The 23,835-nt window shown below is 62.5% G+C and carries 21 protein-coding genes; 13 read left to right on the top strand and 8 right to left on the bottom strand.

Annotated elements, in window-relative coordinates:
- Positions 1-110 precede the first annotated feature (110 nt).
- Positions 111-1,619 (bottom strand): DegQ family serine endoprotease, encoded by a 1,509-nt coding sequence (locus ACFQND_RS25170; RefSeq protein WP_371438787.1) that lies wholly within the window; start codon positions 1,617-1,619, stop codon positions 111-113.
- A gap of 398 nt (positions 1,620-2,017) precedes the next feature.
- Positions 2,018-3,511 (bottom strand): MFS transporter, encoded by a 1,494-nt coding sequence (locus tag ACFQND_RS25165; RefSeq protein WP_371438786.1) that lies wholly within the window; start codon positions 3,509-3,511, stop codon positions 2,018-2,020.
- Positions 3,512-3,658: 147 nt separating this feature from the next.
- On the opposite strand from ACFQND_RS25165, the gene ACFQND_RS25160 reads away from it, so the two are divergent.
- Positions 3,659-4,591, top strand: a complete 933-nt coding sequence (locus ACFQND_RS25160; protein WP_371438785.1) for a LysR family transcriptional regulator — start codon at positions 3,659-3,661, stop codon at positions 4,589-4,591.
- Positions 4,592-4,614: 23 nt separating this feature from the next.
- Here ACFQND_RS25160 and ACFQND_RS25155 read toward each other — a convergent pair whose 3' ends face one another.
- The 4 genes from ACFQND_RS25155 to argH all read right to left on the bottom strand — a co-directional run bounded on the left by ACFQND_RS25155 (position 4,615) and on the right by argH (position 9,958).
- Positions 4,615-6,039 carry a phospholipase D-like domain-containing protein gene (locus ACFQND_RS25155; RefSeq protein ID WP_371438784.1) on the bottom strand — a complete coding sequence of 475 codons (1,425 nt, stop codon included), beginning with the start codon at positions 6,037-6,039 and terminating at the stop codon, positions 4,615-4,617.
- Positions 6,040-6,225: 186 nt separating this feature from the next.
- Complete coding sequence (locus tag ACFQND_RS25150; protein ID WP_371438783.1) at positions 6,226-7,596, bottom strand: ATP-binding protein; 1,371 nt, start codon at positions 7,594-7,596, stop codon at positions 6,226-6,228.
- Positions 7,593-8,252 (bottom strand): response regulator, encoded by a 660-nt coding sequence (locus tag ACFQND_RS25145; RefSeq protein WP_371438782.1) that lies wholly within the window; start codon positions 8,250-8,252, stop codon positions 7,593-7,595. The genes ACFQND_RS25150 and ACFQND_RS25145 overlap by 4 nt, the downstream gene beginning before the upstream one ends.
- Before the next feature lie 260 nt (positions 8,253-8,512).
- The gene (gene argH / locus ACFQND_RS25140; RefSeq protein ID WP_371438781.1) at positions 8,513-9,958 is read right to left on the bottom strand and encodes an argininosuccinate lyase; all 1,446 of its coding nucleotides are present in this window, start codon (positions 9,956-9,958) and stop codon (positions 8,513-8,515) included.
- Positions 9,959-10,213: 255 nt separating this feature from the next.
- On the opposite strand from argH, the gene ACFQND_RS25135 reads away from it, so the two are divergent.
- The 4 genes from ACFQND_RS25135 (at position 10,214) to ACFQND_RS25120 (ending at position 14,128) form a co-directional block, all read left to right on the top strand.
- Entirely contained in the window at positions 10,214-11,275 is a 1,062-nt protein-coding gene (locus ACFQND_RS25135) for a sensor histidine kinase (protein WP_371438780.1), read from the top strand.
- Positions 11,272-12,012 (top strand): LytR/AlgR family response regulator transcription factor, encoded by a 741-nt coding sequence (locus tag ACFQND_RS25130; RefSeq protein ID WP_371438779.1) that lies wholly within the window; start codon positions 11,272-11,274, stop codon positions 12,010-12,012. Before ACFQND_RS25135 ends, ACFQND_RS25130 begins: the two co-directional genes overlap by 4 nt.
- Positions 12,013-12,115: 103 nt before the next feature.
- Positions 12,116-12,838 carry an FkbM family methyltransferase gene (locus ACFQND_RS25125; RefSeq protein ID WP_371438778.1) on the top strand — a complete coding sequence of 241 codons (723 nt, stop codon included), beginning with the start codon at positions 12,116-12,118 and terminating at the stop codon, positions 12,836-12,838.
- 33 nt (positions 12,839-12,871) lie between these two features.
- Entirely contained in the window at positions 12,872-14,128 is a 1,257-nt protein-coding gene (locus tag ACFQND_RS25120; RefSeq protein ID WP_371438777.1) for an AI-2E family transporter, read from the top strand.
- A 21-nt stretch (positions 14,129-14,149) separates the two neighbouring features.
- Here ACFQND_RS25120 and ACFQND_RS25115 read toward each other — a convergent pair whose 3' ends face one another.
- Positions 14,150-14,968 (bottom strand): TetR/AcrR family transcriptional regulator, encoded by an 819-nt coding sequence (locus tag ACFQND_RS25115; protein ID WP_371438776.1) that lies wholly within the window; start codon positions 14,966-14,968, stop codon positions 14,150-14,152.
- 78 nt (positions 14,969-15,046) lie between these two features.
- Between ACFQND_RS25115 and ACFQND_RS25110 the strand changes: the two genes are divergently transcribed.
- The 8 genes from ACFQND_RS25110 to ACFQND_RS25075 all read left to right on the top strand — a co-directional run bounded on the left by ACFQND_RS25110 (position 15,047) and on the right by ACFQND_RS25075 (position 22,393).
- Positions 15,047-16,303 carry an alpha/beta hydrolase gene (locus ACFQND_RS25110; RefSeq protein WP_371438775.1) on the top strand — a complete coding sequence of 419 codons (1,257 nt, stop codon included), beginning with the start codon at positions 15,047-15,049 and terminating at the stop codon, positions 16,301-16,303.
- A gap of 66 nt (positions 16,304-16,369) precedes the next feature.
- On the top strand, positions 16,370-17,350 hold the full coding sequence (locus ACFQND_RS25105; RefSeq protein WP_371438774.1) for a Bug family tripartite tricarboxylate transporter substrate binding protein: 981 nt from the start codon (positions 16,370-16,372) through the stop codon (positions 17,348-17,350).
- 28 nt (positions 17,351-17,378) lie between these two features.
- Positions 17,379-19,076, top strand: coding sequence for an AMP-binding protein (locus tag ACFQND_RS25100; RefSeq protein ID WP_371438773.1), 1,698 nt, complete (start codon positions 17,379-17,381; stop codon positions 19,074-19,076).
- A gap of 45 nt (positions 19,077-19,121) precedes the next feature.
- Entirely contained in the window at positions 19,122-19,751 is a 630-nt protein-coding gene (locus tag ACFQND_RS25095; RefSeq protein WP_371438772.1) for a VOC family protein, read from the top strand.
- Positions 19,751-20,005: a hypothetical protein gene (locus ACFQND_RS25090; RefSeq protein ID WP_371438771.1), complete on the top strand. Its 255-nt coding sequence runs from the start codon at positions 19,751-19,753 to the stop codon at positions 20,003-20,005. Before ACFQND_RS25095 ends, ACFQND_RS25090 begins: the two co-directional genes overlap by 1 nt.
- The gene (locus ACFQND_RS25085; protein WP_371438770.1) at positions 20,002-21,210 is read left to right on the top strand and encodes an FAD-dependent monooxygenase; all 1,209 of its coding nucleotides are present in this window, start codon (positions 20,002-20,004) and stop codon (positions 21,208-21,210) included. The genes ACFQND_RS25090 and ACFQND_RS25085 overlap by 4 nt, the downstream gene beginning before the upstream one ends.
- On the top strand, positions 21,207-21,650 hold the full coding sequence (locus ACFQND_RS25080; RefSeq protein ID WP_371438769.1) for an acyl-CoA thioesterase: 444 nt from the start codon (positions 21,207-21,209) through the stop codon (positions 21,648-21,650). Before ACFQND_RS25085 ends, ACFQND_RS25080 begins: the two co-directional genes overlap by 4 nt.
- Positions 21,647-22,393: a maleate cis-trans isomerase family protein gene (locus ACFQND_RS25075; RefSeq protein WP_371438768.1), complete on the top strand. Its 747-nt coding sequence runs from the start codon at positions 21,647-21,649 to the stop codon at positions 22,391-22,393. Before ACFQND_RS25080 ends, ACFQND_RS25075 begins: the two co-directional genes overlap by 4 nt.
- Positions 22,394-22,543: 150 nt before the next feature.
- Here ACFQND_RS25075 and ACFQND_RS25070 read toward each other — a convergent pair whose 3' ends face one another.
- On the bottom strand, positions 22,544-23,782 hold the full coding sequence (locus tag ACFQND_RS25070) for an MFS transporter (RefSeq protein WP_371438767.1): 1,239 nt from the start codon (positions 23,780-23,782) through the stop codon (positions 22,544-22,546).
- Positions 23,783-23,835: the final 53 nt, after the last annotated feature.

Raw genomic sequence — 23,835 nt, 5'->3', positions numbered from 1 at the left:
GTAACAAAATATTCTTCAGCCTCCGGAAAACGCCGTCCGAGAGATATCAGCGCGTATAAAAAAAGCGGGCCGAAGCCCGCTTTTTTTAAACAGCTGCCACCGGCCGCCTGTCAGCCGAGGTTGACCGGCACAAAAATCTTGTCGCCGCCGCGCTGTATCAGCAAGGCCACGGATTTTTCTGCCTTGGCCACTGCAGCCCGTACCTGGTCTATGTTTTTCACCGGTACGCCGTTGATGGAAATCAGCACGTCGCCGGACTGCACACCCGCCATGGCTGCCGGGCCGCTGGCCTGCTCCACCACCAGGCCGCTGTCCAGGCCTGCTTCCTGTTTTTCATCCGGTTGCAGCGGACGCAGCGCCAGGCCCAGCTTGCCCTGGCCTGCAGCTTCTTTTTTGCTGGCGACTTCGCTGGTCTTGTCATTGGCATTGGCCAGGCGTGCCGTCAACTCCCTGGCGGAGCCCTGGCGCCAGACTTCCAGCTTCACGGTGTCGCCGGGGGCGGCGAGGCTGATCAGCGCAGGCAGGTCACCAGAGGACACGATGGGCTGGCCGTTGACCTTGCGGATCACGTCGCCGGATTGCAGGCCGGCCTTGTCGGCAGGGCTGCCTTTTTCGACGGTGGACACCAGCGCGCCCTCGGGTTTGTCGAGCTTGAAGGAGTCCGCAAAAGCCTGGTTGACTTCCTGTACCGCCACACCCAGCCGTGCATGTTCAACCTTGCCGGTGGCCACAATCTGGTTCTTGACCTTGTTGGCAATGTCAATCGGGATGGCAAAGGACACGCCCTGGTAGCCGCCGCTGCGGGTGTAGATCTGCGAGTTGATACCCACCACTTCGCCGCGTGCGTTAAACAGCGGCCCGCCCGAGTTGCCGGGGTTGATGGCCACATCGGTCTGGATGAAGGGCACGGCGCTGTCGTCAGGCAGCGAACGGCCCTTGGCGCTGACAACGCCTGCGGTCACGGTGTTTTCAAAACCGAAGGGTGAGCCTATCGCCAGCACCCATTCGCCAACCTTGAGGTCGCTGGTTTTGCCCAGGGTGACCACGGGCAGGTTTTTGGCTTCAATGCGTAATACTGCAATGTCGGTTTTGGGGTCGGAGCCCAGGACCTTGGCGCGGAATTCGCGGCGGTCCGTCAGTTTGACGGTGACTTCCTTGGCATCTTTCACCACGTGGGCGTTGGTCAGGATGATGCCGTCGCTGCTGACGATAAACCCCGAGCCCTGGCCGCGTGTAGGGACTTCCTGCTGGCCGCCCCGGCCATTGCCCGGGCGCTGGCCCTGGCCTTGCTGGAAGCGGCGGAAAAATTCAAGGAAGGGGTCGCCGGAAAAAGCATCGTCGTCCCCTTGCGCCATGGCCGATTCGTCGGATACCTTGGTGGTGCCCGTGACGCTGATGTTGACCACGGCGGGACCGTAGCGCTCAGTGATCTGCGGGAAGTTGGGGACGACTGCGGACGAGCTGATATCGCCTGCCGCGCTGCTGCTCAGGGCAGCCAGGGGGGCTGCAATGGAGGGTGTTTGCAATGCATTGAACGCACCTACACCGGCACCGCCAATGGCACCGGCTGTGAGCAGCGCAATCACCAGCGAGGAATTTTTCAGGGCTGTGGATTTCATGGACTTTTCCTTCAGTTGGAAGCACACGTCGGTGCCGATACCCATAACTATGAGGATGCAGTCTTAGGTGGGGCTTAAGAGCCTGTTTGCGCTCTATACGGAGCCGCGTTGGGGTGCAATCGGGATGAGTGTGCTGTCCGGGCACGCAGTATGGGCTGATGCCCATGCAAGGGCCTGGGCGGCGCACCGCGCCTTGCAGCCCGCCCGAGAAGGTACTTGCGTGGCTCCGTATAGAGCGCAAACAGGCTCCAAGGTTGCGCGCAAGTTCCAACGCCTCCCGTTCCTCTTGCGCCTCTTGTTTTACTGACGATTCTCGCTGTAGGCCGTACCAGCCGGCACGCATTGGCTTCTTGTTGAAAACATCCGGCTTGCCTCGGGGTTACGGTGCCAGGCGCTCGTCATGACAGGTCTTCAGGATGTGCAAGGCGTGCCAGGCGTGTTGCGCGAGCGCGGCTTCCTATCGCCATGGCGAGGGCAACGATGACCAGAATCGCCGCGACTGCGAAAGTGACCTGCATACCGGTAGCAACGGCCTCGGGACGGGCCCTCGTGATGTCGGTCGCCGCCGCAGCGAGCGCGAACACAGCGCCCATCACGGATGCGCCGGTGATGAGCCCGAGATTGCGCGACAGGCTGAGCATGCCGGAAATGACGCCCCGCTGGTCCGGATGGACACCCATCATGACCGCGGTGTTGTTGGCTGCCTGGAACAGCTGATAACCGGGGGTCAGGACGGCGATGGCGGCGATGTAGCCTGCAATGCCGAACATCGCCGGAAGCACGGTCAGGGCCATTGAACCCGCCGCCATGGCGATGAGTCCCGCGACGATCATGAAGGGCGCACCTAAACGGTCGACCATGCGCCCCGCCAGGACACCGCTCAGCGCGGAGATCACCGGGCCCATCGACAGGGCGAGCCCCACCAGTGCCGCTGACAGCCCGAGCGCACGGGACAGATAGAACGGCCCGACCACCAGCGTTGCCATCATCACTGTCGAGACCAGTACGTTCATGGCGAGGCTTGCACCGAAGCCCGGGTCGCGGAACGTCGCCAGCCGGATCAGGGGCGATGCGACTTTTGCCTCGGCGAGTACAAAGAGGCCGGTGCCGAGGGCGGCCGCCAACAGCAGTGCCATGTTGAGCGGGCCGAAAGCACCGTGTCCATCATCATGGTGGATGGTCATGGCGAGCGCATACGCCGCGAGCGTCAGGGCCAGCAGCAGCGTACCCAGATGGTCGAAGCGGTTGCGACCTGTCTTCGGCCCCCGGCGATCAACTGGCAGGTAGCGGTACACAAGACGCAGCGCCAGGATGCACAGCGGTGCGTTGACGAGGAAGATGGCCCGCCAGCCGAACCCGGCGATCAGGAAACCGCCCAGCGATGGGCCCAGCGCGGTGCCGACGGCAGACATCGTGCCGAGCAGTCCCATGGCGCTACCGGTCTTTTCTTTTGGAACCGCGTCACCGACAAATGCCATGGTGAGGGCCATCATGACGGCGGCCCCCAGGCCCTGTGCTGCCCTGGCGGCAATCAGCAGCCAGAGCGTGGGTGCGAGGCCGCACAGGACCGAGGCCGCGGTGAACAGAAAGATGCCGGCCAGCAGCAGCCGCCTCCGGCCAAGGATGTCACCGAGCCGCCCGGCACTGACGATCAGGGTGGTGATGGCGAGCAGATATGCGAGGACGACCCACTGGACCGCTTGAAAGGAGGCGTTGAACGCCTGTGCCAGGGTGGGCAGCCCCACATTGGCGATGCTGGTGCCCAGCGAGGACAGCAGCATGGACAGCGAGAGTCCGGCGAGCACCCACCGGACCGGCCGCGGCAGCGCCGCATTTTTGCTTTCCCTTCCAGCGACGGCCGCATTCCGTTTTGCAATGATTGACTTCGACATGAACTGCACCTTCCGATTCTTTGGCCACTCCTGAAATGGAGCTGCCTGAAGCGTAGTTCTTTGCTCAACATGGCGGAAGGCGCACCATTTGCACTTTATAAGTGTGCCAAACGCCATGTCATGCCCAATTTGCGCTATGGTCCATGCATGGCTACACCTGATTTCAACTTGCTGGTCACCCTGGACGTGCTGCTCACGGAAGGCAGTGTTGCGGGCGCAGCCCGGCGCTTGCGGCTTAGCCCGTCGGCGATGAGCCGGGCGCTGGCGCGATTGCGTGAGACAACGGGCGATCCACTCCTGGTCAGGGCCGGACGCGGCCTCGTTCCCACGCCCCGGGCAATGGCTCTTCGCGAGCAGGTCGGCCAGCTTGTTCAGGATGCCGAAGCGGTCCTGCGCCCCGCAAAAAAACTCAGGCTCAAGCAACTGGTCCGAACGTTCACGCTGCGGACCCGCGAGGGCTTTGTGGAAAACTTCGGGCCGGACCTTATTGCCCGCGTCAGCGAGGAAGCACCCGGCGTGCGGCTGTGCTTTGTGCAAAAGGCGGACAAAGACAGCGCACCGCTTCGCGACGGGACCGTCGACCTGGAAACCGGCGTTGTGGGAACGACGACGGCACCGGAGCTTCGGGTGCAGGCATTGTTCCGGGACCGTTTCATTGGCGTTGTGCGAAAGGGGCACCCCCTGAGCCAAGGCGAGATCACGCCCGCCCGCTATGCGGCCGGCAGGCACATCGGCGTCTCGCGGCGCGGCCTGGGCGCCGAGCCGGTGGATGATGCCCTGAAACCATTCGGGCTGGAACGGGAGATCGTCACGATGGTCAGTGGCTTTTCGGCCGCATTGGCTCTGGCCCGGGCCTGTGACCTGATCGCGAGTGTTCCAGAGCGGCATACCGAAAACCTGAGCGCCGGCATGCACAGTTTTGCGCTTCCGGTACCCATGCCGGAGATCACGGTGTCATTGCTCTGGCACCCACGGATGGATGCCGATCCGGCGCATCGCTGGTTGCGCGGGTGTGTGCGGGACGTTTGCGCCGGGCAACGCCCGGACGCACAGGCGAGCAGGGCGGTCAAGCCGGCGTAAGGGCCTGTCGTGTTGAAGCAAAATTAAATCTGGAAACCCAGCCAGCGCACCAGTCCTTCGGCGATGTCCCGCAGCAGCGAGGGCGGGGCCGGCTGGTGAAGCGGCAGGTCGTGGAAATTGCCGTCAATCCATTGCGTGACGGCCTCAATGTCTTCGCTGCCATAAAACGCCACCATCAGCTCGAAATTCAGGAACAGGCTGCGTGAATCAATGTTCAGCGAACCGGTCAGGGCCACGCCATCGTCCACCACTACGGCCTTGGCATGCACCATGCCCGGGGCTAGCCGCACCTGGCCACCTGCCGCCACCAGGTCGCGCAGGGCGCGGGCACGCGCGATGTCGGCCAGCCTGTGGTTGGAGCGCGCAGGCACGACCAGTTCCACCTGCACGCCGCGCCGCGCGGCCAGGCACAAGGCCGTCAGCAGGCTGTCGTCGGGAACAAAATAAGGCGTGACTGCCAGCACGCGCCGCTCTGCGCGAAAAAGCAGTGTGAGCAGCAGGCCGTAAAAAGTGTCTTCGGCCTGGTCCGGGCCGCTGGGCACCATCTGGGTCAGTGTCTGGTCCGGATATCCGGGTGTTGCCTGTTCGGGCGACTCCTGTGCAGCCGGTGTCGGTGGGTTGTCATCGGCCACACGGGGCCCGCGGCTGTAGCGCCAGTGGCTGTCGAACAGGTCTTGCGCCTGTGCGGCCAGTGCACCTGCCAGCGTGAAGCTCAGGTCAATCCAGGGTTTTTGCCGGGGTTCGCCGTTGAAATATTCCGCGGCCAGGTTGCGTCCGCCGCTCCACAGACGCCGGCCGTCGGCGATGGCCAGCTTGCGATGGTTGCGCAGGTTTACGCGCCCGCGCAGCGGGTTGTGCAGCAGCGGCATGAACCAGTGCACCTGCACCCCGGCGGCGCGCAGCTGGCGCACCAGCATCACCGATGTGCGCCAACTGCCCACAGAGTCGAGCAGCAAACGCACACGTACACCTGCAGCGGCCCGCTCCGAGAGCAGGCGCGCCACGCGCTGGCCCAACGCATCGTTCCCGAGCACAAAAGTGCTGATGTCCAGTTGTTCCCGGGCGCTGTTGATCAGAATGGCAAGCCCGTCCCAGGCGGCCTGGCCATCGGCATGAAAACGCACCTGCCTGCTGGTTGCAGGCGGTGCCAGCCCCATGCCGTCCAGTGTGGCGATGGCGCAGGCCTGCAGGCCATCCTCCTGCGGGCGCAGGGCTGGCATGGTGTGCTGCAGGATGTGTGATGGGCGTGCGAACTTCCGGGTGCCCAGAAGCAGGTACAAAGGCAGGCCCACATAGGGCAGCAGTGCAATGGTCAGCACCCAGGCCAGTGCGGCGGACGGGTGGCGGCGCTGGCCCCTGGCATGGGTGCCGACAGCATAGATCAGCAGGCCGGCCAGTACAAAGGCAAAGTGGGAAACAAGGGCAAGAAGGGCCAAGGGACTGTCCATGCGCATCGTTTCCCGGTTTGGCGCTAGTACTGCAACCTGGAAGTAGCGAAACAAGATGAAAACGATGGATTCGCGCCCAGGGCAAGGCGCAAACCGCAGTGAAGGCCGTGCGCCTTCACAAGGGTTGCAACGCCGCCATGGGTGCGATGACGCGTTTTCATGTTTCGATATTTTCGGGTTGCAGTACTAGGGGTGCGCCGTGTCCATACGGATCTGCACACGCAAGCCACCCAGGCGCGGGGAGGCATCCAGCTGCAGGGTGGCGCCGTGCCGGTCGGCAATCGTTTTGACAATCGCCAGGCCCAGGCCGCTGCCGGTTTCAGGCGCCAGGTCGCTGCTGCGGTAGAAGCGGTCAAACACACGCGAACGGTCTTCCGGCGCAATACCGGGTCCGCTGTCCTCGACGGTCAACAGGCATTGGCCTTTTGAGCCATTGCTGTCTGGCTGCAGTTGCAGCGACACGTCGACCCGGCCCGATTCGGGTGTGTACTTGACGGCATTTTCGAGCAGGTTGCGCAGCATCATGCGCAGCGCTTCGCGCTGCCCCGTGACAAGCACCGGTTGTACCGGCTGGTCTTCCTCGTTATCTGCCAGTCCCAGGTCAATGTGCTTGTGCGCCGCCAGCGGCAGCACGTCGGCCACGGCCAGCCTGACCACGTCCTGCAAGTCGATGGGTCCGGCCACAGCGTCCGTTTGTGCCAGGCTGGCCTCTTCCCGCGCCAGCGTCAGCAGTTGTTCCACCAGCCTTATGGCGCGGTCAATGCCCTGGTTCAGCCGTGCAATACCGGCTTCGCGCGCTGCGGGTTCGTCGTCGGCGCGGCGCAATGCCTGGGCCTGGAGCTTGAGCGCAGTCAGGGGCGAGCGCAGCTCGTGGGCAGCATCGGCCACAAAATTCCTCTGCGCATCAAAAGCGCCGCGCACCCTGCCAAACAGCAGGTTGAGTTCATCGACCAGCGGGCGTACCTCGTCGGGCAGGTCAGTGTCGGCCAGCGGGGAAAAATCATCGGCAGCCCGGCTTGCCACCTGGCGGCGAGCCCGCTCTATGGGCGCGAGGGAGCGGCTGATGACCCACCAGACGGCCAGCATCAACAGGGGTGTCAGCAAGATGAAGGGCAGCACGGCCCTGGCTGCGAGTGCGCGCGCGCGCGCCGTGCGGGCACTCAGGTTCTGCGCTATCTGCACGGTTTGCAAAGGCGTTTGCAGGGAGTAGACGCGGTAGCGGTTGCCATTGGCTTCCACATCCGAAAACCCGAGCACCGCACGCGGCGGCAGGGCCGAATGTGTCGAGCGAAAGATAGGCGTGCCGTCTTGTCCCCAAATCTGTACATAGAGGTCAAAACCGGCGTCATCGTCACTGTCCTTGAGCGGCATGCCCAACGGCGCACCGCTGCGCATGGAGCGCGCGACCTGTTGGAGGTGATCGTCAAACATCGCATCGGCCTGCTGCAGCGCACCGCGGTAGGCCGTGACCGCCTGCAGCACGGCAGCCAGCAAAATCGCAACCAGGACGAACCAGAGCAGTCGCCGCCTTAATGAGTGTGATGCGGGTGCTTTCATTCCTTGGGTACCAGATAACCCAGTCCGCGCACGGTTTGTATGAATTCATTGCCGAGTTTTTTGCGCACGCCGTGGATGTAGACCTCTACCGCGTTGCTGCTGACATCGTCTTTCCAGCTGAACAGTTTTTCTTCCAGCTGGGCGCGCGACAGCACCGCGCCGGGGCGCGCGATCAGGGGTTCCAGAACAGCCCATTCGCGTGCCGAAAGGGATACAGGCTGGCCATTCACCGTGGCTTCCCGTGTGGCCGGGTTCAGGCTGACGCCCTTGTGTTCAAACACCGGTTCTGCGCGGCCGGCGCTGCGTCGCAGCAGGGCGCGTATGCGGGCCAGCAACTCGTCGGTGTCATACGGTTTGACAACATAGTCGTCGGCGCCGGCGTCCAGCCCGGCAATGCGGTCGCTCACGCCGTCGCGTGCGGTGGCAATCAGGACCGGGACGGTGCTGCGCCTGCTGCGCAAGGCCCTCAGTACTTCAAGTCCGTCGCGTTTGGGCAGGCCCAGGTCCAGCAGGACCAGGTCGTATTCCCCGCTGCGCAGCGCCTGGTCAGCCATGGCGCCGTCGCGCACCCAGTCGACGGCATAGTGTTCGGTGCGCAGTACCTGCAGCACCGTCTCCCCTATCATGGCGTCGTCTTCAACCAGCAGTAAACGCATGGTATGGGCCCCCACGTTCGCTCACAACGCGCAAGCTCCCTGCCCCCGAGGGGGGCGCTGCGCCTGCGGCCCGGCTAAGCCGGTTCCGCGGCCCCTGCTTGAATGAAGAGCCCCCATTCACTGGGTGCAGCTCGCTGACCCAAATGGGGGCGCTGGCTGGTTTGGGTTCACTGGGTGGCGGCAGGTGCATGGTTGTGTCCTTGGCAGTTGTTCAGTCTACAAGGCACACCTTAGCCGGAACTTAGGCCGGTCGGCAGGGCTTAGCCGAGCCGGGCCCGGTGCCGCGCAATCTGCGCCCGCACCTGCGCCGGGGCAGTGCCGCCCAGGATGTTGCGGGCATTGAGCGAGCCGCGCAGGCTCAGCACGTCGTACACGTCTTTTTCGATTTTCGGGTTGAACTGCTTGAGCACTTCAAGCGGCAATTCGGACAGGTCCACGTTGTGCGAGATGGCTGCCTTGACGGCATGCGCCACGGCTTCGTGGGCATCGCGGAAGGGAAGGCCTTTTTTGACCATGTAGTCGGCCAGGTCGGTGGCCGTGGCGTAGCCGCGCAGGGCGGCGCTCTCCATCGCCTCGGGTTTGACCGTGATGCCGCCAGTGCGCGCACCGGTGGCCGTATCCATCTGCCCGCCCACCATCTCGGCAAAGATGCGCAGCGTGTCTTTCAGGGTGTCCACCGTGTCGAACAGCGGCTCCTTGTCTTCCTGGTTGTCCTTGTTGTAGGCCAGCGGCTGGCCCTTCATGAGGGTAATCAGGCCCATCAGGTGACCGACCACGCGGCCGGTCTTGCCGCGTGCGAGCTCGGGCACATCCGGGTTTTTTTTCTGCGGCATGATGGACGAGCCAGTGGTGAAGCGGTCGGCAATCTGGATAAAACCGAAATTCTGGCTCATCCAGAGGATGAGTTCTTCGCTCATGCGGCTGATATGCACCATGCACAGGCTGGCGGCGGCGGTGAATTCAATCGCAAAGTCGCGGTCGCTGACGGCATCGAGCGAGTTCTGGCAGACGCAGGGCTGGCCGTTCCCGTCGACCATGCCCAGCGTGGTCGCCACGCGCTCGCGGTCCAGCGGGTAGCTGGTGCCGGCCAGTGCGGCTGCGCCCAGCGGCAGGCGGTTGACGCGGCGGCGCACGTCGGCCATGCGTTCTGCATCACGCGCGAACATTTCCACATAGGCCAGCATGTGGTGGCCAAAACTCACGGGCTGGGCAACCTGCAGGTGGGTAAAACCGGGCAGGATCACCTCGACATTTTTTTCGGCAATATCGACCAGCGCCTTTTGCAGGTCCGTGAGCAGGTCGGCGATCAGGTCAATCTCGCCGCGCAGCCACAGGCGCACGTCGGTGGCAACCTGGTCATTGCGGCTGCGGCCTGTGTGCAGGCGTTTGCCGGCGTCACCTACAAGCTGTGTGAGGCGGGCTTCGATGTTGAGGTGCACGTCTTCCAGGTCCAGCTTCCATTCAAAGGCGCCGGATTCAATCTCGCTGGTGATTTGCGCCATGCCTTTTTGGATGGACGCGTGATCCTCGGCGCCAATGATTTTTTGCGCGGCCAGCATCTCGGCATGCGCCAGCGAGCCGGTGATGTCGGCCTGCCACAGGCGCTTGTCAAAAAACACGCTGGCCGTGTAACGTTTGACCAGGTCGCTCATGGGTTCGGAGAACAGGGCAGACCAGGCTTGGGACTTTTTGTCGAATTGGTTCACGGTGGGCTTTCTTGTCTGGCGGTCACGGGCAAGTCCTCAGTGCGCTGTTTCAGGACTTGTTCCGGATGAAGGGGGCTGGGTGCGGCCTGAAAGGTGTTTAAACCCCTGGCAGGAAGGCCGCGACCAGTGCAATACTTATGGTTCCGATTTTATCTGGGCCTGAGTGCCTCGGGTGAGCGGGCTTACAAGTTGCGAAAAGAACGCAAAAACAGGGTCAAAACCGGCAGGACAATGCAAACAAGGCCCGAACCAACCATGAAACCGTCACCTGATTTCAACCATTTCGCCGAATCCACCATATTGGGCAGTTTGACCCCTGCGGATGGTGACGTGCCTGTGCCGTCCGTGCGCGTCAGCATGTTTGACGCCTGCCATGTGGGTGTGGTGTTGCGCGCGGTGCTGTTTATGGAGGCGGTGGTGGGGGTGGGCGCCATGTTTGGCGCCGCCCAGCCGATGGACTGGCTGATGCGCTTTTCCCTGCTGACAGGCGGTGTGCTGCCCGCCACACTGGCCTGGCTGATTGCTGCATGTGCGCTCAAGACCCGTTTGAACCTCCTGGCACCGCGTTTGCAGTGGCTGGCAGGCATCACGCTGGGTGCGGTTGCGGGCCTGTACGGCTGCGGGCTGCTGGCCCTGATGGGACTGCTCCAGCCGGTGCCCTGGTGGGCCAGCGCTTTCGCCGGCGCGCTGCTGTCGGCCATGCTGCTGGCGGGCCTGTTCTGGCGTGCCAAGGCACGCACGCCGGCGGCCACGGCGGCCCGGCTGGCGGAACTGCAGTCGCGCATCCGTCCGCACTTTTTGTTCAACACGCTGAACAGTGCCATTGCCCTGGTGCGCGCCGAGCCGCTCAAGGCAGAAGCGGTGCTGGAGGACTTAAGCGAGCTTTTCCGCAGCGCGCTGGCCGACCCCACCGAGTCGGTCACGCTGAGCCATGAAATAGCGCTGGCCCAGCGTTACCTGGCGATCGAGGAAATCCGCTTTGGCGAGCGCCTGCAGGTGCAGTGGAGCCTGGACCCGCAGGCCGATGCGGCCAGGTTGCCGCCGCTGCTGCTGCAGCCGCTGGTGGAAAATGCCATCCGCCATGGCGTGGAGCCGAGCGCCACGGGTGCGCAGGTCAAAATCTCGACTGTGCGCCGTGGCAATGTGGTGGTAGTCAAGGTGACGAACTCGTCGCCCGCAGGAGTGGGTGAGCGTGGCCACGGCCTGGCGCTGGCCAATGTGCGCGACCGGCTGTTGCTGTTGCATGATGTGCAGGCGCGTTTTCAGACTGTCTTCAAGGACGGTGTTTTTCAGGTGCGGCTGGAGGTTCCTGCATGAAACTCAAGGTTCTGGTGGTGGATGACGAGGCACTGGCCAGGTCCCGGCTGCGCACCCTGCTGGGCGATTGCACGGCGCCCGCGGCCGATGTGCTGGGCGAGGCCGCCAATGCAGTGCAGGCCATGACGGCGCTGCAGCGCGAGGTGTTTGACCTGGTGCTGCTCGACATCCACATGCCGGGCGCGGACGGCGTGGCGCTGGCGCGCAGCATTGCCGCCATGGCCAAACCGCCGGCCGTGGTGTTTGTGACGGCGCATGCCGAGCATGCGGTGCAGGCTTTTGAAGTCGATGCTGTGGATTACCTGACCAAGCCGGTTCGGCTCGAACGCCTGCAGCAGGCGCTACAAAAAGTAGAGCGTGCTGCGCATGCAGGACAAAGGCCAAAGGATGATTTGCCAGAAGAAATCCTGATCATCCAGGACCGCGGCCGTACCGAGCGTGTGCCGCTGGCCGAGGTGCTGTACCTGAAAGCCGAGCTCAAATACATCACCGTGCGCACCAGGACGCGCAGCTACATCCTGGATGGCTCATTGAGCGAGCTTGAAGAGAAATACGTGGCGCAGTTCATGCGCATTCACCGCAATGCCCTGATTGCACGGCGTGCGGTGCGGGCGCTGGAAAAGCACTTCGACCCTGAAGAAGGCGAAGGCTGGGCCGTGCGGCTTAATGGCATCGACGAACTGCTGGCCGTATCGCGCCGCCAGCTCAGCGCGGTGCGCGAAGCGATCGCGACCTGAGTCCCCGCCTGCACGCGCTGCCTGATGGGCGCGCGGTGCCTGCGCTGCACCGATAATCGGTTTTCCGTTTTCCTGCCTGAATCTCCACCTCACACCCCCACCCATGCAAAGCCGAGCCGATTTCAGTACACGCCATGTCCAGCAATTCAGCAATGAGCCGGCGGTAGAACAACAACTCGTACAGGCCTTTTTTGGCGGCAGCAAGGGGTTTTATGTGGATGTGGGCGCGAACGACCCGGTGCTTGATTCACAGTCGCAGCACCTTGAAGCGCTGGGCTGGACCGGCCTGCTGGTCGAACCCGACCCGGATTGCTGCGAACTGCTGCGAAAAACGCGCACCGGCACCGTGGTGGAAATGGCCTGCTCCAGCCCGGAAAACGCCGGCAAACAACTGCAGCTGAACCGGGCAGGGCCGCACTCCACACTTGAAGATCGCCCGATTGCATTGGGTGCGGTGGTTCGCTCCACTGTGTCAGTGCAGTGCGAAACGCTGGACACCATCCTGCGCACCCACGCCGCGCCCACAGGTTTTGACCTGTTGTCGATTGATATCGAGGGGCACGAGCTCATCGCCTTGTCGGGTTTCAGTTTTTCAGCCTGGAAACCCCGGCTGGTGCTGATTGAAGACCATGTGACGCACCTCAGGAAACACCAGCTCATGCTGCAGAACGGTTACCGCCTGCTCATGCGCACCGGGCTAAACAGCTGGTATGTGCCGGCGGAGCAGTCCTACAGCTTTTCCCTGTCCGCCAGGTTTGAATACTTGAGGAAGTATTACCTTGGCCTGCCGGGGCGCAAGTTTCGTTATTCGCGGGAACACGGATAATCCTGATTGCCCCTGCAGCCGGAAAGAAGCTGCATGACACCTGACCGTCCCGCTGCCGAAGGGCAGCCCTTTGATACCGCGCAGGCGGCTGAAATCCCGGAACCGGACAAGCCGGTTGAAGCCCCGTCCGGCAGGGCGGTTGGCCCTGCCGATGGCACCTCGCCCGGGCGCGCTGGCAGGGTACGCGAGCCCATCGTGATCCACATGCCGGTCAACATACGCAGCCTGTCGCTGGCGCTGCTGGCGATGTTCGCCGGCCTGTTGGTACTGTATTGGGCCAAGGCTGTTTTTATTCCCTTCATGCTCGGCCTGATCTTCAGTTACGCGCTGTCGCCGCTGGTCAACTGGATGGAGTTGCGGCGCGTGCCGCGCTGGCTGGGGGCGGCGCTGCTGCTGCTGGCCATCCTCGGCGCGATGGGGAAAAGCGCCTATTCCCTGAGTGACGAAGCCGCGCGGCTGGTCGAGTCACTTCCCGCTGCAGCTCAAAAATTCGGGCAAGCCATCAAGACACGAAGCGGCAAATCCGACAGCACGCTGGAGACGGTGCAAAAAGCCGCCACGCAGATCGAGCAGGCCGCGCAGGACGGTGCGATGCCAGCTACCAGCCGGGGCGCCATGCGTGTCGTGGTCGAGCCGTCCAGGTTCAACATCAAGGACTATTTGTGGACGGGCACCCTGGGCCTGGCGGCTTTGGTCGGGCAGGTCACCGTGGTTGTTTTCCTGACGTATTTCCTCATGGTCTCGGGCGATACCTTCAGGCGCAAGCTGGTCAAGCTCACTGGCCCCAGCCTGGCCAGGAAAAAAATCACCCTGCAGGCGCTGGACGAAATCACCGGGCAGATCCAGCGCTACCTGCAGGTGCAGCTGCTGACCAGCGCGCTGGTCGGCCTGTTGACCGGTCTGGCGTTGCGGATACTCGGGCTTGAAAACGCGGCCGTGTGGGGCATTGCAGCAGGTGTGTTCAACCTGGTGCCTTATGTCGGTTCGCTGGTGACTGCCGTGACATCGGCATTGGTCGGATTTTTGCAGTTCGGCTCGCTGAATATGGCACTGGCGGTAGGCGGCGCATCATTGCTCATTCACACCATCGTGGGCAATCTCCTCACGCCCTGGCTGACCAGCCGCGCCAGCCGCATGAACCCGGTGGCGGTGTTTGTCGGTCTGCTGGCCTGGGGCTGGCTGTGGGGCGTGTGGGGGCTGCTGCTGGGCATCCCGATTCTGATGATCGTGAAGTCGGTCTGTGACCGGGTGGACGACCTCAAGCCTGTGGGTGAGTTTTTGGGGTCCTGAGTCCGAGGGCAACGGGGCGATTTATTTGAGCCAGGTCTCGAAACTCCCGATCAGCAGCTTGAGGCCCTCGGGGAAAGACGTCGCTGAGTCGAGCGTGGAGAAAGCCTCTGCGAAATAACGGGCGCCCGGCAATTGTCCTGCAGGCCGTGCCTCTATCTGGTCCCGAATGTAGTGCTCGTGAAAGGCCGGCAGTTGCCGGCTCACTTCGGCATAGGACGAGGACATCACATATTGCGACAGCAGGTGGTAGCCGATGGCGGCTTGTTGCGGCGTGAAGCCGCCCTTGCTGAAAATCCCCGCCATGCGGTCAAGGTAAAGCACGCCGTAATCGACCTCGCCTTCGCTTACCTGCTGGAACAGGCGAAAGCGGTTGTGCGACATCATGTAGCGAAGCACGCCGCCGTATTCCACGCCCATGTGGAAGGACTGAGTGGCCTCGCGCTGTAGATCCTCTTTCCACTTGCCCGTCAGCGGCTGCAGCCGCGAAAGCCGCTCCTTGAAATAGCGATTCGCCACGCCCGAGATCAGGTCGTCGCGGCTGCCGATGTAGTAGTGGATGAGGGTGGGCGTCACGCCCAGTTCGCGCGCCAGGCCGACCATGGAGATATCGCCCAGCGGCTCCACCCTGGCCAGCTCCGTGGCCCGGTCAAGGATTTGTTCCCGGGACAGCGCAGGTGCGGCGCCGCTTGCGGGTGTGCCCGTTTTTGGCCGGCCGCGCTTGCGTACCGGGCTTTCCAGCGGCGCCGGTGCTGCATTGGGGACAACAGCTTTTTCTTCCCTTTTTTCCTCCGCATGACGGGTGGGTCGAACGGCCTGGGGTTCACGCACGGATTTAGCCATATAAGGGTTTGTACCTATTTAATTGTTATGGTCTCAATTGTTTAATTGAGACCATCTAAATTATATCTGGAGAGTGCCATGGTCGAGACAGCAAAAGGCAAGGTTACCGCAGGCTTGCGGGGTGCAGGCTGGAACCCTGCGCGCATGAACCGGCCCTTCCGCACCCAGCCTTTCAGCCTGCGCACGGCTGATGACCAGCGCACGTTGGGCCTGCTCTACTCGCAGACCGGCCAGGAAAAAACCGTGGTCTGCCTGATGCATCCGCGCGAATTCACCGGCACGCCCTACCTTGTGCCGGATGTGCTGGATGCCGGTTGCGCCGCCTGGGTGCAGGCACCGCGCTCCATAGGGACCGACCTGAGGCTGGAACACGAACTTGCCATCCTTGATGTTGCCGCAGGCATGGTGCACCTGCGCAGCCTGGGCTTCACACGCATCGTGTTGCTGGGCAACTCGGGCGGGGCAGGGCTTTATGCCTTTTATGTGCAACAGGCATTGCGCACGCCGGAAAAACGCATCACGCATTCACCCAGCGGCCGGCCCGTCAAGCTGGCAACGGCGGAGATGCCGGTGCCCAGCGACCTGATCTTTGTGTCGCCGCATCCCGGCCAGGGCAAGCTGCTGATGAATGGCATAGACCCATCGGTCAGTGATGAAAACAATCCCCTGTCTGTGGACAGTGCACTGGACCCCTTCGATGCTGCCAATGGTTTTGTGCCGGCGCCGGCCTCCTCACGCTATTCGCCTGAATTCATCACCCGCTACCGCGCTGCCCAGCGCGCACGCGTCGAACGTCTCGATGCGCAGGCCAAGGAAATGCTGGCTGTACGTAATGCAGCACGCAAGCAGGTCAAGGACGGCAATGCATCTGCCGCCACAAAACGTATTGCCGCACATACGCAGATCTTCCAGATCTGGCGTACCGATGCGGACCTGCGCTGCTGGGACCTGTCCATCGACCCCTCGGATCGTGAAGTCGGCACGCTGTGGGGGCGCGACCCGTTTGCCTCCAACCTCGGCAGCGTCGGTTTTGCACGCATGGTCACGCCCGAGTCCTGGCTGTCCACATGGTCGGGCATCAAATCGAACGCGAGCTTTGAAAAATGCGGCTCTGAGCTGAGCTTGCCTTCCTTTGTCATTGAATACACCGGCGACCAGGCGGCCTTTCCGTCCGACATGGCGGCGATCTACGACTCCATAGGCGCGACCAACAAGCGGTCTGAAAGAGTACGGGGCAACCACCACGGCCAGGCACTCGCAGAAGGTGAAGAGTCCGGCCAGGTCGTGGCCGGCCGTTTGGTCCAGCAATGGTTGCGTGACGTGCCTGCGGCCTGAACCACCAACCGACTCACCAGCATTCCATTTCATTCCCTTTCGACATAAAACTACCGGAGACAAAGCATGAAACGCAAGACTTTTTTCAAAATTGGCGCTGCAGCATTGCTGGCAGGCTTGACGGCGGCGGGTGCCCTGGCGCAAACCGCAGCATGGCCGCAAAAGCAGATTCGCCTGCTGGTGGCCGCACCTGCCGGCTCTGCACCGGACCTGATTGCCCGCATCATCGGCGACAAACTCAGCAAACAGCTCGGTCAGCCTCTGATCGTCGACAACCGGCCTGGCGCCGGTGGCATCGTTGCCATGGGCATGCTGAAGTCGGCGCCGCCTGACGGCTACACGCTCGCGATCCCGCAAGCTGCCGTGGTGGTGGTCACGCCATTTACGTACAAGGAAGCCAGTTACGACATCGAACGTGACTTCGAAACCTTCGCCGTTGTCGGCAAGACGCCCATGCTGTTTGTGACCAACGCCAGCAACCCGGCCAAAAACCTGGCCGATGCGGTAGCCATGGCCAGGGCTAAACCCGATCAGGTGGCCGTGGGCAACCCCACACGCACCTCGATTCCCCATCTCGCGGCGGAACTGGTTGGCATCAAGACCAATGCGAAGTTCCAGCAGGTGTCTTTCGCCAACACCGGCCAGGGCATACAGGCTGTCGTCAACGGCGACACCGCTTTTTATGTGGATGGCGTAGGCCCGTTGATCCAGCTGGTCAAGGCCGGAAGGCTGCGCTCGCTCGCCATCGCGTCCGAGACCGAGCTGCCCGGCCTCGAAGGCATTCCTCTGGCCAACAAGACCGTGCCCGGCCTCAACGTTTATGGCTGGTTCAGCATGCAGGCGCCCAAGGGCACACCGGCTGCCGTGCTGCAGCGCCTGAATGCAGAAGTCAACGTTGCCATGCAGCAGCCCGATGTGGTTGCCAAGTTCCGCGAATTCGGCACTTACGTCACGCCCGGCAGCGTGGCCGATGCGCACAACTTCGTGAAGAGCGAAACGGCGCAGTTCGGCGGCGTGATCCGCACGCTGGGCCTGAAGCCCGAATAAACCGCGCCGCACAATCACAGGACTACACATGCCAGCCAGCCCAACCAGCCTCCAGACGCAGGTGCGTAAACCCCTTCCTGGCGTCGTCTACGCCCCGCCTGCAGACCTGCGCCGCTACCTTGACGCCGGAGTACTCACCCGTGAGACCATGCCCGAAGCCTTCCGTGCGTCGTTTGCACAACATGCCTCGCGCCTGGCGCTCAGGGGCAGCGAAAGTGAGGTGACCTATGCCGAACTTGATGCCATCACCGACAGGCTGGGCGCGGCCTTCCTGCGCATGGGCCTGCAGCCGCTGGACAGGGTCATCTTCCAGCTTGGCAATTGCAACGAACTGGTGTTCGGTTTTATCGCCTGCCTGAAGGCGGGGCTGGTTCCTGTCTGCACGCTGGCCGCGCACCGCGAGAGCGAGATTGGCTACCTTGGCAAGCACGCGGCGGCACGCATGCATTTTGTCCAGGGCGACGACGCCAAGTTTGACGATGTGGCCTTTGCCGAACGCATGCGTGAAAGCATTCCCGGCATGCAGTGGACGGTGCAGGCGCGCGGCGAGCGGCGCGGCAAGGCGCTTCACCTGCGTGAACTGGTCGATGCCATGCCGCTGGAAGAAGCCCGGAAGATGCTGGCACAGGTCGAGCTTGACCCTTTCCAGGTTGCGGTGTTCCAGCTCTCGGGCGGCACCACCGGTGTGCCCAAGATAATTCCGCGGTTTCACAACGAGTACATCTACAACATGCGTTCGGTGGCGGATTTTTGCGGCTACGGCCCGGACGACTGCCTCTTCATGCCGCTGCCCATGATGCACAACCTCAACATGGGTTGCTGCTTTGGACCCTTTCTGCTCAGGGGCGGCACGGTTGCGGTGGCAACCAGCCTGGCACCCGAAGCCATAGGCGATATCTTCAAGCGCTGCAACCCAACCTGGACGGTTGTCGCCGGGCCGATTGCAGAACGCCTGAAACCTGCCATCGAATCCGGCAAGCTGCCGCTCGACAAACTGCGCGGTGTCATCAGCGCCAACAACGCGCCGGTACTCAGGCAATTGCTGAAGGCGCCGGTACGCCACATCTTCGGCATGACTGAAGGCGTGATCATGCTGACCAGCGAAAGTGACCCGCAGGAAGTGCAGGACCACATGGTGGGCATGCCTGTGTCTAGCCATGACCAGGTCAAACTTTACAAAATAGGCTCCGAGGAAGAAATCACCGAAGAAGGCGTTGAAGGCGAGTGCGCCTTCTCGGGCCCGTACACCATACACGGCTACTACGACGCAGCCGAGCGCAACGCGCAGACCTTCACCAGCGGCGGCATGTACCGTTCCGGCGACCTGATGCTGTTCCGCGACATAGGGGGCAAACGTTATTACCAGTTCCGCGGCCGCACCAAGGACGTGGTCGACCGCGCCGGCGAGAAGGTCAACTCCGAAGAAGTCGAGATGATGGTTGGCCGCCATCCTGCGATCACTGCGACGGCGATCATCGGCATGCCCGACAAGGTGTATGGCGAGCGCGTCTGCGCTTTCATCACCTTGCGTGACGGCATGGCGGCGCCCACGGTCGCAGATCTGGGCGCCTTCCTGCAGGCGCAGGGCCTGGCCAAATTCAAGTGGCCGGAGCGTATCGAGGTGCTGCCGGAACTGCCGCTGACCAACGCGGGCAAGCTCAGCAAGCCCAAACTCAAGGAAATGATTGTGCAAAAGCTGGCGGCTGAAAAGCCCGTCACTGCCTGAGCACTTTTGATACGCCACATTTGTAATCAGCCAAGAGAGGATTCCATGACTGCATCCAGTACACCTGTAAAAAATCCGGTTCCAATTGCCGGCGTGCACCACACCGCCAGGCCGACCTGGAAGCTGGCCGAGACCGTGCATTTCTACCGCGACCTGCTGGGCCTGCCGCTGGTGCATGCGATCTCGGCTCGCGGCTGGGGCCCTGAAGACCATGCGGACTTCCTGCATTTCTTCTTTGACAGCGGCAACGGCAGCACGATCGCCTTCTTCTACTACATAGGCACCACGCCGCCCGACTTTGTGGCGGTGCGTGACGACTACCGCTACCGTGCGTCACACACTGCCTGGCGCGTCACGTCTCGCGAGGACCTGCTAGCCGCACGCGAAAAAATAGAAGCTGCAGGTATCGAGATCAAATACCAGATCCGCCATGAAGTGATCGAGTCGATTTATTTTGACGACCCGAACGGCTATTCGCTGGAGATCACCTGGCAGGTCAGGCCTTTCGGGCAGGTGGACCTTGACGATGCCGCGCGCACCATGGATGCTGCCGTTGCCCTGGAGAATGCTCGCGGGCAAACACCCTTCACGAAGATTGACCAGGTCTGGTCAGGCAAGGCTGGAAAGCTCGCCGAAGAATTCGAACAAGCGAAAACACTTGAAGAGGTCGCCTGATGCCCGCCATTTTTGTCCTCAATGTGCCCGAGTTCCTGCCGCTGGTGGAGTTTGCCCGCAAACAGGCCGACTGCAAGGTTGACGGGCCGCGCCTGGGTTACTTCCGTATCTCGGGCAGCCCGTCGTTGAGCTTTAAACGCAAGGAGTTGGGCTTCAAGCCGGCGGTCTGGCATGGCGCGTTGACAGGCGGGCTGGTCGGGCGCATCACGCACTTCGACAACGACACGCTGTCCATTGCGGAGGCCACATCATGAAAATCGCAATTGTCGGTGGTGGCCCTTCGGGGCTTTACCTCGCCATCCTGGTGAAAAAGCGCAAGCCGTCGTGGCAGGTCAGCGTCATCGAGCAGAACGTGGCCGACTCCACCTTTGGCTTTGGTGTGGTGCTGGCCGATTCGGGCCTGGCGCGCATACAGGCGGCGGATGCAGAGATCTATGAAAAGCTGGTCGCCAAAATGACCTTTACCTGCTGCCAGACCATCAACCTCAAGGAGCAGCCCATTGACATCAACCACCCGGCAAAGGGTGGTGCGATTGCCCGCATTGACCTGCTGCATGTGCTGCAGGAGACCGCTGCAAAAGTGGGTGTCGATGTGCGTTTTGGCCAGCGTATCAACCACCCGCGTGAACTGGCGGCGCTGGGCCTGGGCGATGCGGACGTGATCGTTGGTGCGGATGGTGTGAACTCGGTGGTGCGTGCTGCGCATGAAGAAGCGTTCGGTACGACAAAAACCTTCCTCACCAACCACTTTGCCTGGTTCGGCACACGTAAGGTGTTCGAGAAATCAGCGCTGGTGTTCAGGCAGTACCAGGGCGGCTCGTTTGTGGCGCACTACTACCCCTATTGCGCGACGGGCAGCACTTTTGTCACCGAATGCGACCATGCCACCTGGCTCAAGCTGGGCATGGAGGCCATGAGCGACGACGAGCGACAGCAACTGTTCGAGAAAATCTTCGCGCCAGAGCTGGCCGGTGAAAAACTGATCTCCAACAACTCGAACTGGCGCCAGTTCCCGGTCACGCGCAGCAGCAACTGGACAGCGGGCAAGCATGTGCTGATTGGCGACGCGCAGACCAGCGCCCATTTTTCCATCGGTTCGGGCACACGCATTGCGATGGAGGATTCGATTGCGCTGGCCGAGGCGCTGACTGAAGCAGCCCCTGCGGGCAGCATCGAACCCTCAGCCCTGCAGCGGCTGGCCAATTTTGTGCAAAGGCGCGGCCCTGAAAAAGACAAGCTGCTCACGGCATCGCGCAAGTCCTACCTCTGGTATGAAAACATCAGCGAGTGGATGCAGCGCTACACGCCATTTGAATTCATCCATGCCTTCATGACACGCACCGGCCGCATGGGCAACGAGCGGCTCGCGCAGCAGTACCCGGAACTGTTTGCTCAGTTTGAAGAGGCAGGTGTTCTCAAGAAGGCTGCAAGGCATGAAGAAAGCGGGCACCCGGCGTGAGCAAGAGTTATGAGGCTGTGACCTCGGCCCGGCCGCTGGTCGTGACCAAGCGGGTGCGCTGGGCCGACTGCGACCCTGCAGGTGTGGTCTATACCGGCAAGTTCAACGAATACATGCTGATAGCCGTCAATTATTTTTTTGACGAGCTTGGCGGCGGCAACTACTTCCAGTGGCTCAAGGACCTGAACGTCGATACGCCATGCAAGGGGCTGGACATGGAGTTCCACGGCGCGCTCTGGCCTGAGGACGAGTTCGACATGCAGTGCACGGTGTCCGCCATACGCGAACACAGCTACGACATCCATATCGAAGCGAAACAAAAAGACGGCCGCCGCATCTTCACTGGCCGGTTCTCTCCCATCTGCATCAGCCGCGAAGTGCGCAGGCGCGCACCCATCCCACAGCAAATGCTGGATGCGCTCCAGAAATTCAAACCATGAAAACCCTTTACCGAATCGGCCAGATCGTGCCCAGCTCCAACACCACGATGGAGACGGAAATCCCGGCCATGCTGCGCGCCCGCGAGGCGCTGCACCCGGAGCGTTTTACCTTTCATTCCAGCCGCATGCGCATGCACAAGGTCACGCCGGAAGAACTTGCCAACATGAACAGGGAAGGCTTGCGCTGCGCGGCCGAGCTGGCCGATGCAAGGGTTGACGTCATGAGCACCGCCTGCCTGGTCGCCATCATGGCGCAGGGCCTGGGCTACCACCGCCAGGTCGAGGAAGACTTCCGGCGCATCGTCAGCGAGAACGGCGCCGATGCCAGGGTCATGACTTCCGCCGGCGCACTGATCCACGGCCTGAAAAAACTCAAGGCCAAAAAGATCTCCCTGATGGCGCCCTACATGAAGCCCCTGACCGCCAAGGTCGTGGCCTACATTGAAAGCGAGGGCATAGAAGTCGTGGACAGCATCTGCTTTGAAATCCCCGACAACCTGGAGGTCGGCAGGCGCGACCCGATGCAGTTGCTCGATGACATGAAAAAGCTCAACACCGCCAATGTCGATGTTGTGGTGCTGTCGGCCTGCGTGCAGATGCAGTCCATACCTGCCTTGCAGACGGCGCAGGACCGGCTGGGCATTCCGGTTACTTCAACGTCGGCCTGCACCACCCGCAACATGTTGGACCTGCTGGGGCTGGAGGCCGCAACGCCGGGTTACGGACAGGTGCTGGTGGTTTAAAAGACGTGCTGCGACGCCTTGGGAAGGTGAATCCGGCCCGTGGGACCTGTGGAAGCCTGGATTGGCCTGTTTTAAGCATCATTTGGGCCTCTGGCCGCCTTCAAACAAGCGCAACCAGCTATCGTTTTGATAGCGATCCGGAGCCTGCGGTCATGCCGCAGGTTTGGTCCTGGCGGTGATGCTGTCGCGGCGGCGTATGGCGTGCGAAAACCAGGCGCCTGCCGCCAGCATCATCGCGCCGCCCAGCACGATGACTGCACCCGAGCCTATGCGGTCAATCAGGCTGGCGGCCAGCAACACGCCCACCGACTGGCCAAGGAACATGGCCGAAGCAAACAGCGACGACGCCGTGCCACGCGCATTGGGCGCCATTTGCGCAGCGTTGACCTGCATGGTGTTGTGGAACATGAAAAACCCGAAGCCGCCCAGCAGGCTCGCCGGGACGGTGAGCACCCAGTAGGGCGCAAAAGCCATGACCACGGTTGATGCGCCGAGGATGCAGACGCCCACCATGGCCAGCCCGCTTTCACCAAAGCGGCGTATCAGCTGGCGGGCAAAGGCCATATAAAGCATTCCGCCCAGGCCGAACAGCGCCACGATGGCGCCGGATGCCGACAGCGACAGTCCCAGCATGTTGTGCAGGTGCGAGGCCCAGACGGCGAGCACGCCAAAACCCGCGGCACCTTCAACAAAGGCGGCCAGCAGCACGCGGCGCGACCAGGAACCGGTCAGGATCAGCAGCGCCTGCCTGACAAAGCCCGGCCGGTCAGCCGGGGCGGCGCGCGCTGCAACAGGGGCAGCGGCCTGCTGGCGGCGCCCGTCGGCGAACAGCAGGGCACCGACGACGCCGAAAAGAAGCGCCATGAAAACAAAGGCCCAGCGCCAGCCCAGCAGGTCGGTCAGCAGGCCTCCCATCAACTGGCCGCCCACGATGCCCAGCGTGGTGCCCAGGCCGACGCGTGCCAGCGTCTCCTGCATGCGGTCATTGCTCACCGCGTCCCCGACCCAGGCCATGGACAGCGGAATGATGGCAGCCGCGCCCAGTGCCACGACAATGCGCGCCAGCACCAGCAGGTTCAGGCTGGGCGCAAAAACGGTGACCAGGCTGACCACGCCGCAGGCCAGTGTGGCGAAGGTGACGATGCGGAACTTGCCAATACGGTCGCCCAGCGGGCCGTAAAACAGCTGCGATACGCCGTACACCACGGCAAACATGGAGACCACCTGCGCCGCCTGCGCCAGGCTGGCGGAGAACACGCGCGAGAGCTCGGGCAGCATGGCATCGCAAATGCGCTGCGTTGCCATGCTGGAGAAGGTGGCGCAGGAGAGCAGGAATATGGTGCGCCGTGTGGTCGCGGGAATGGGGGCGATGGCTGTGCCGTTGGTCATGTGCGTGTGGATTCCGGCCGGACCCTGCTTGCCGCAGGTGGGTGCTGGGTGCC

Origin of the sequence: Polaromonas aquatica (assembly GCF_042659145.1) — a bacterium.
GTDB classification, from domain to species: Bacteria; Pseudomonadota; Gammaproteobacteria; order Burkholderiales; family Burkholderiaceae_C; genus Polaromonas; species Polaromonas aquatica.
Note: the sequence above shows the minus strand (reverse complement) of the source record. Positions and strands in the feature narration are given on the sequence as shown.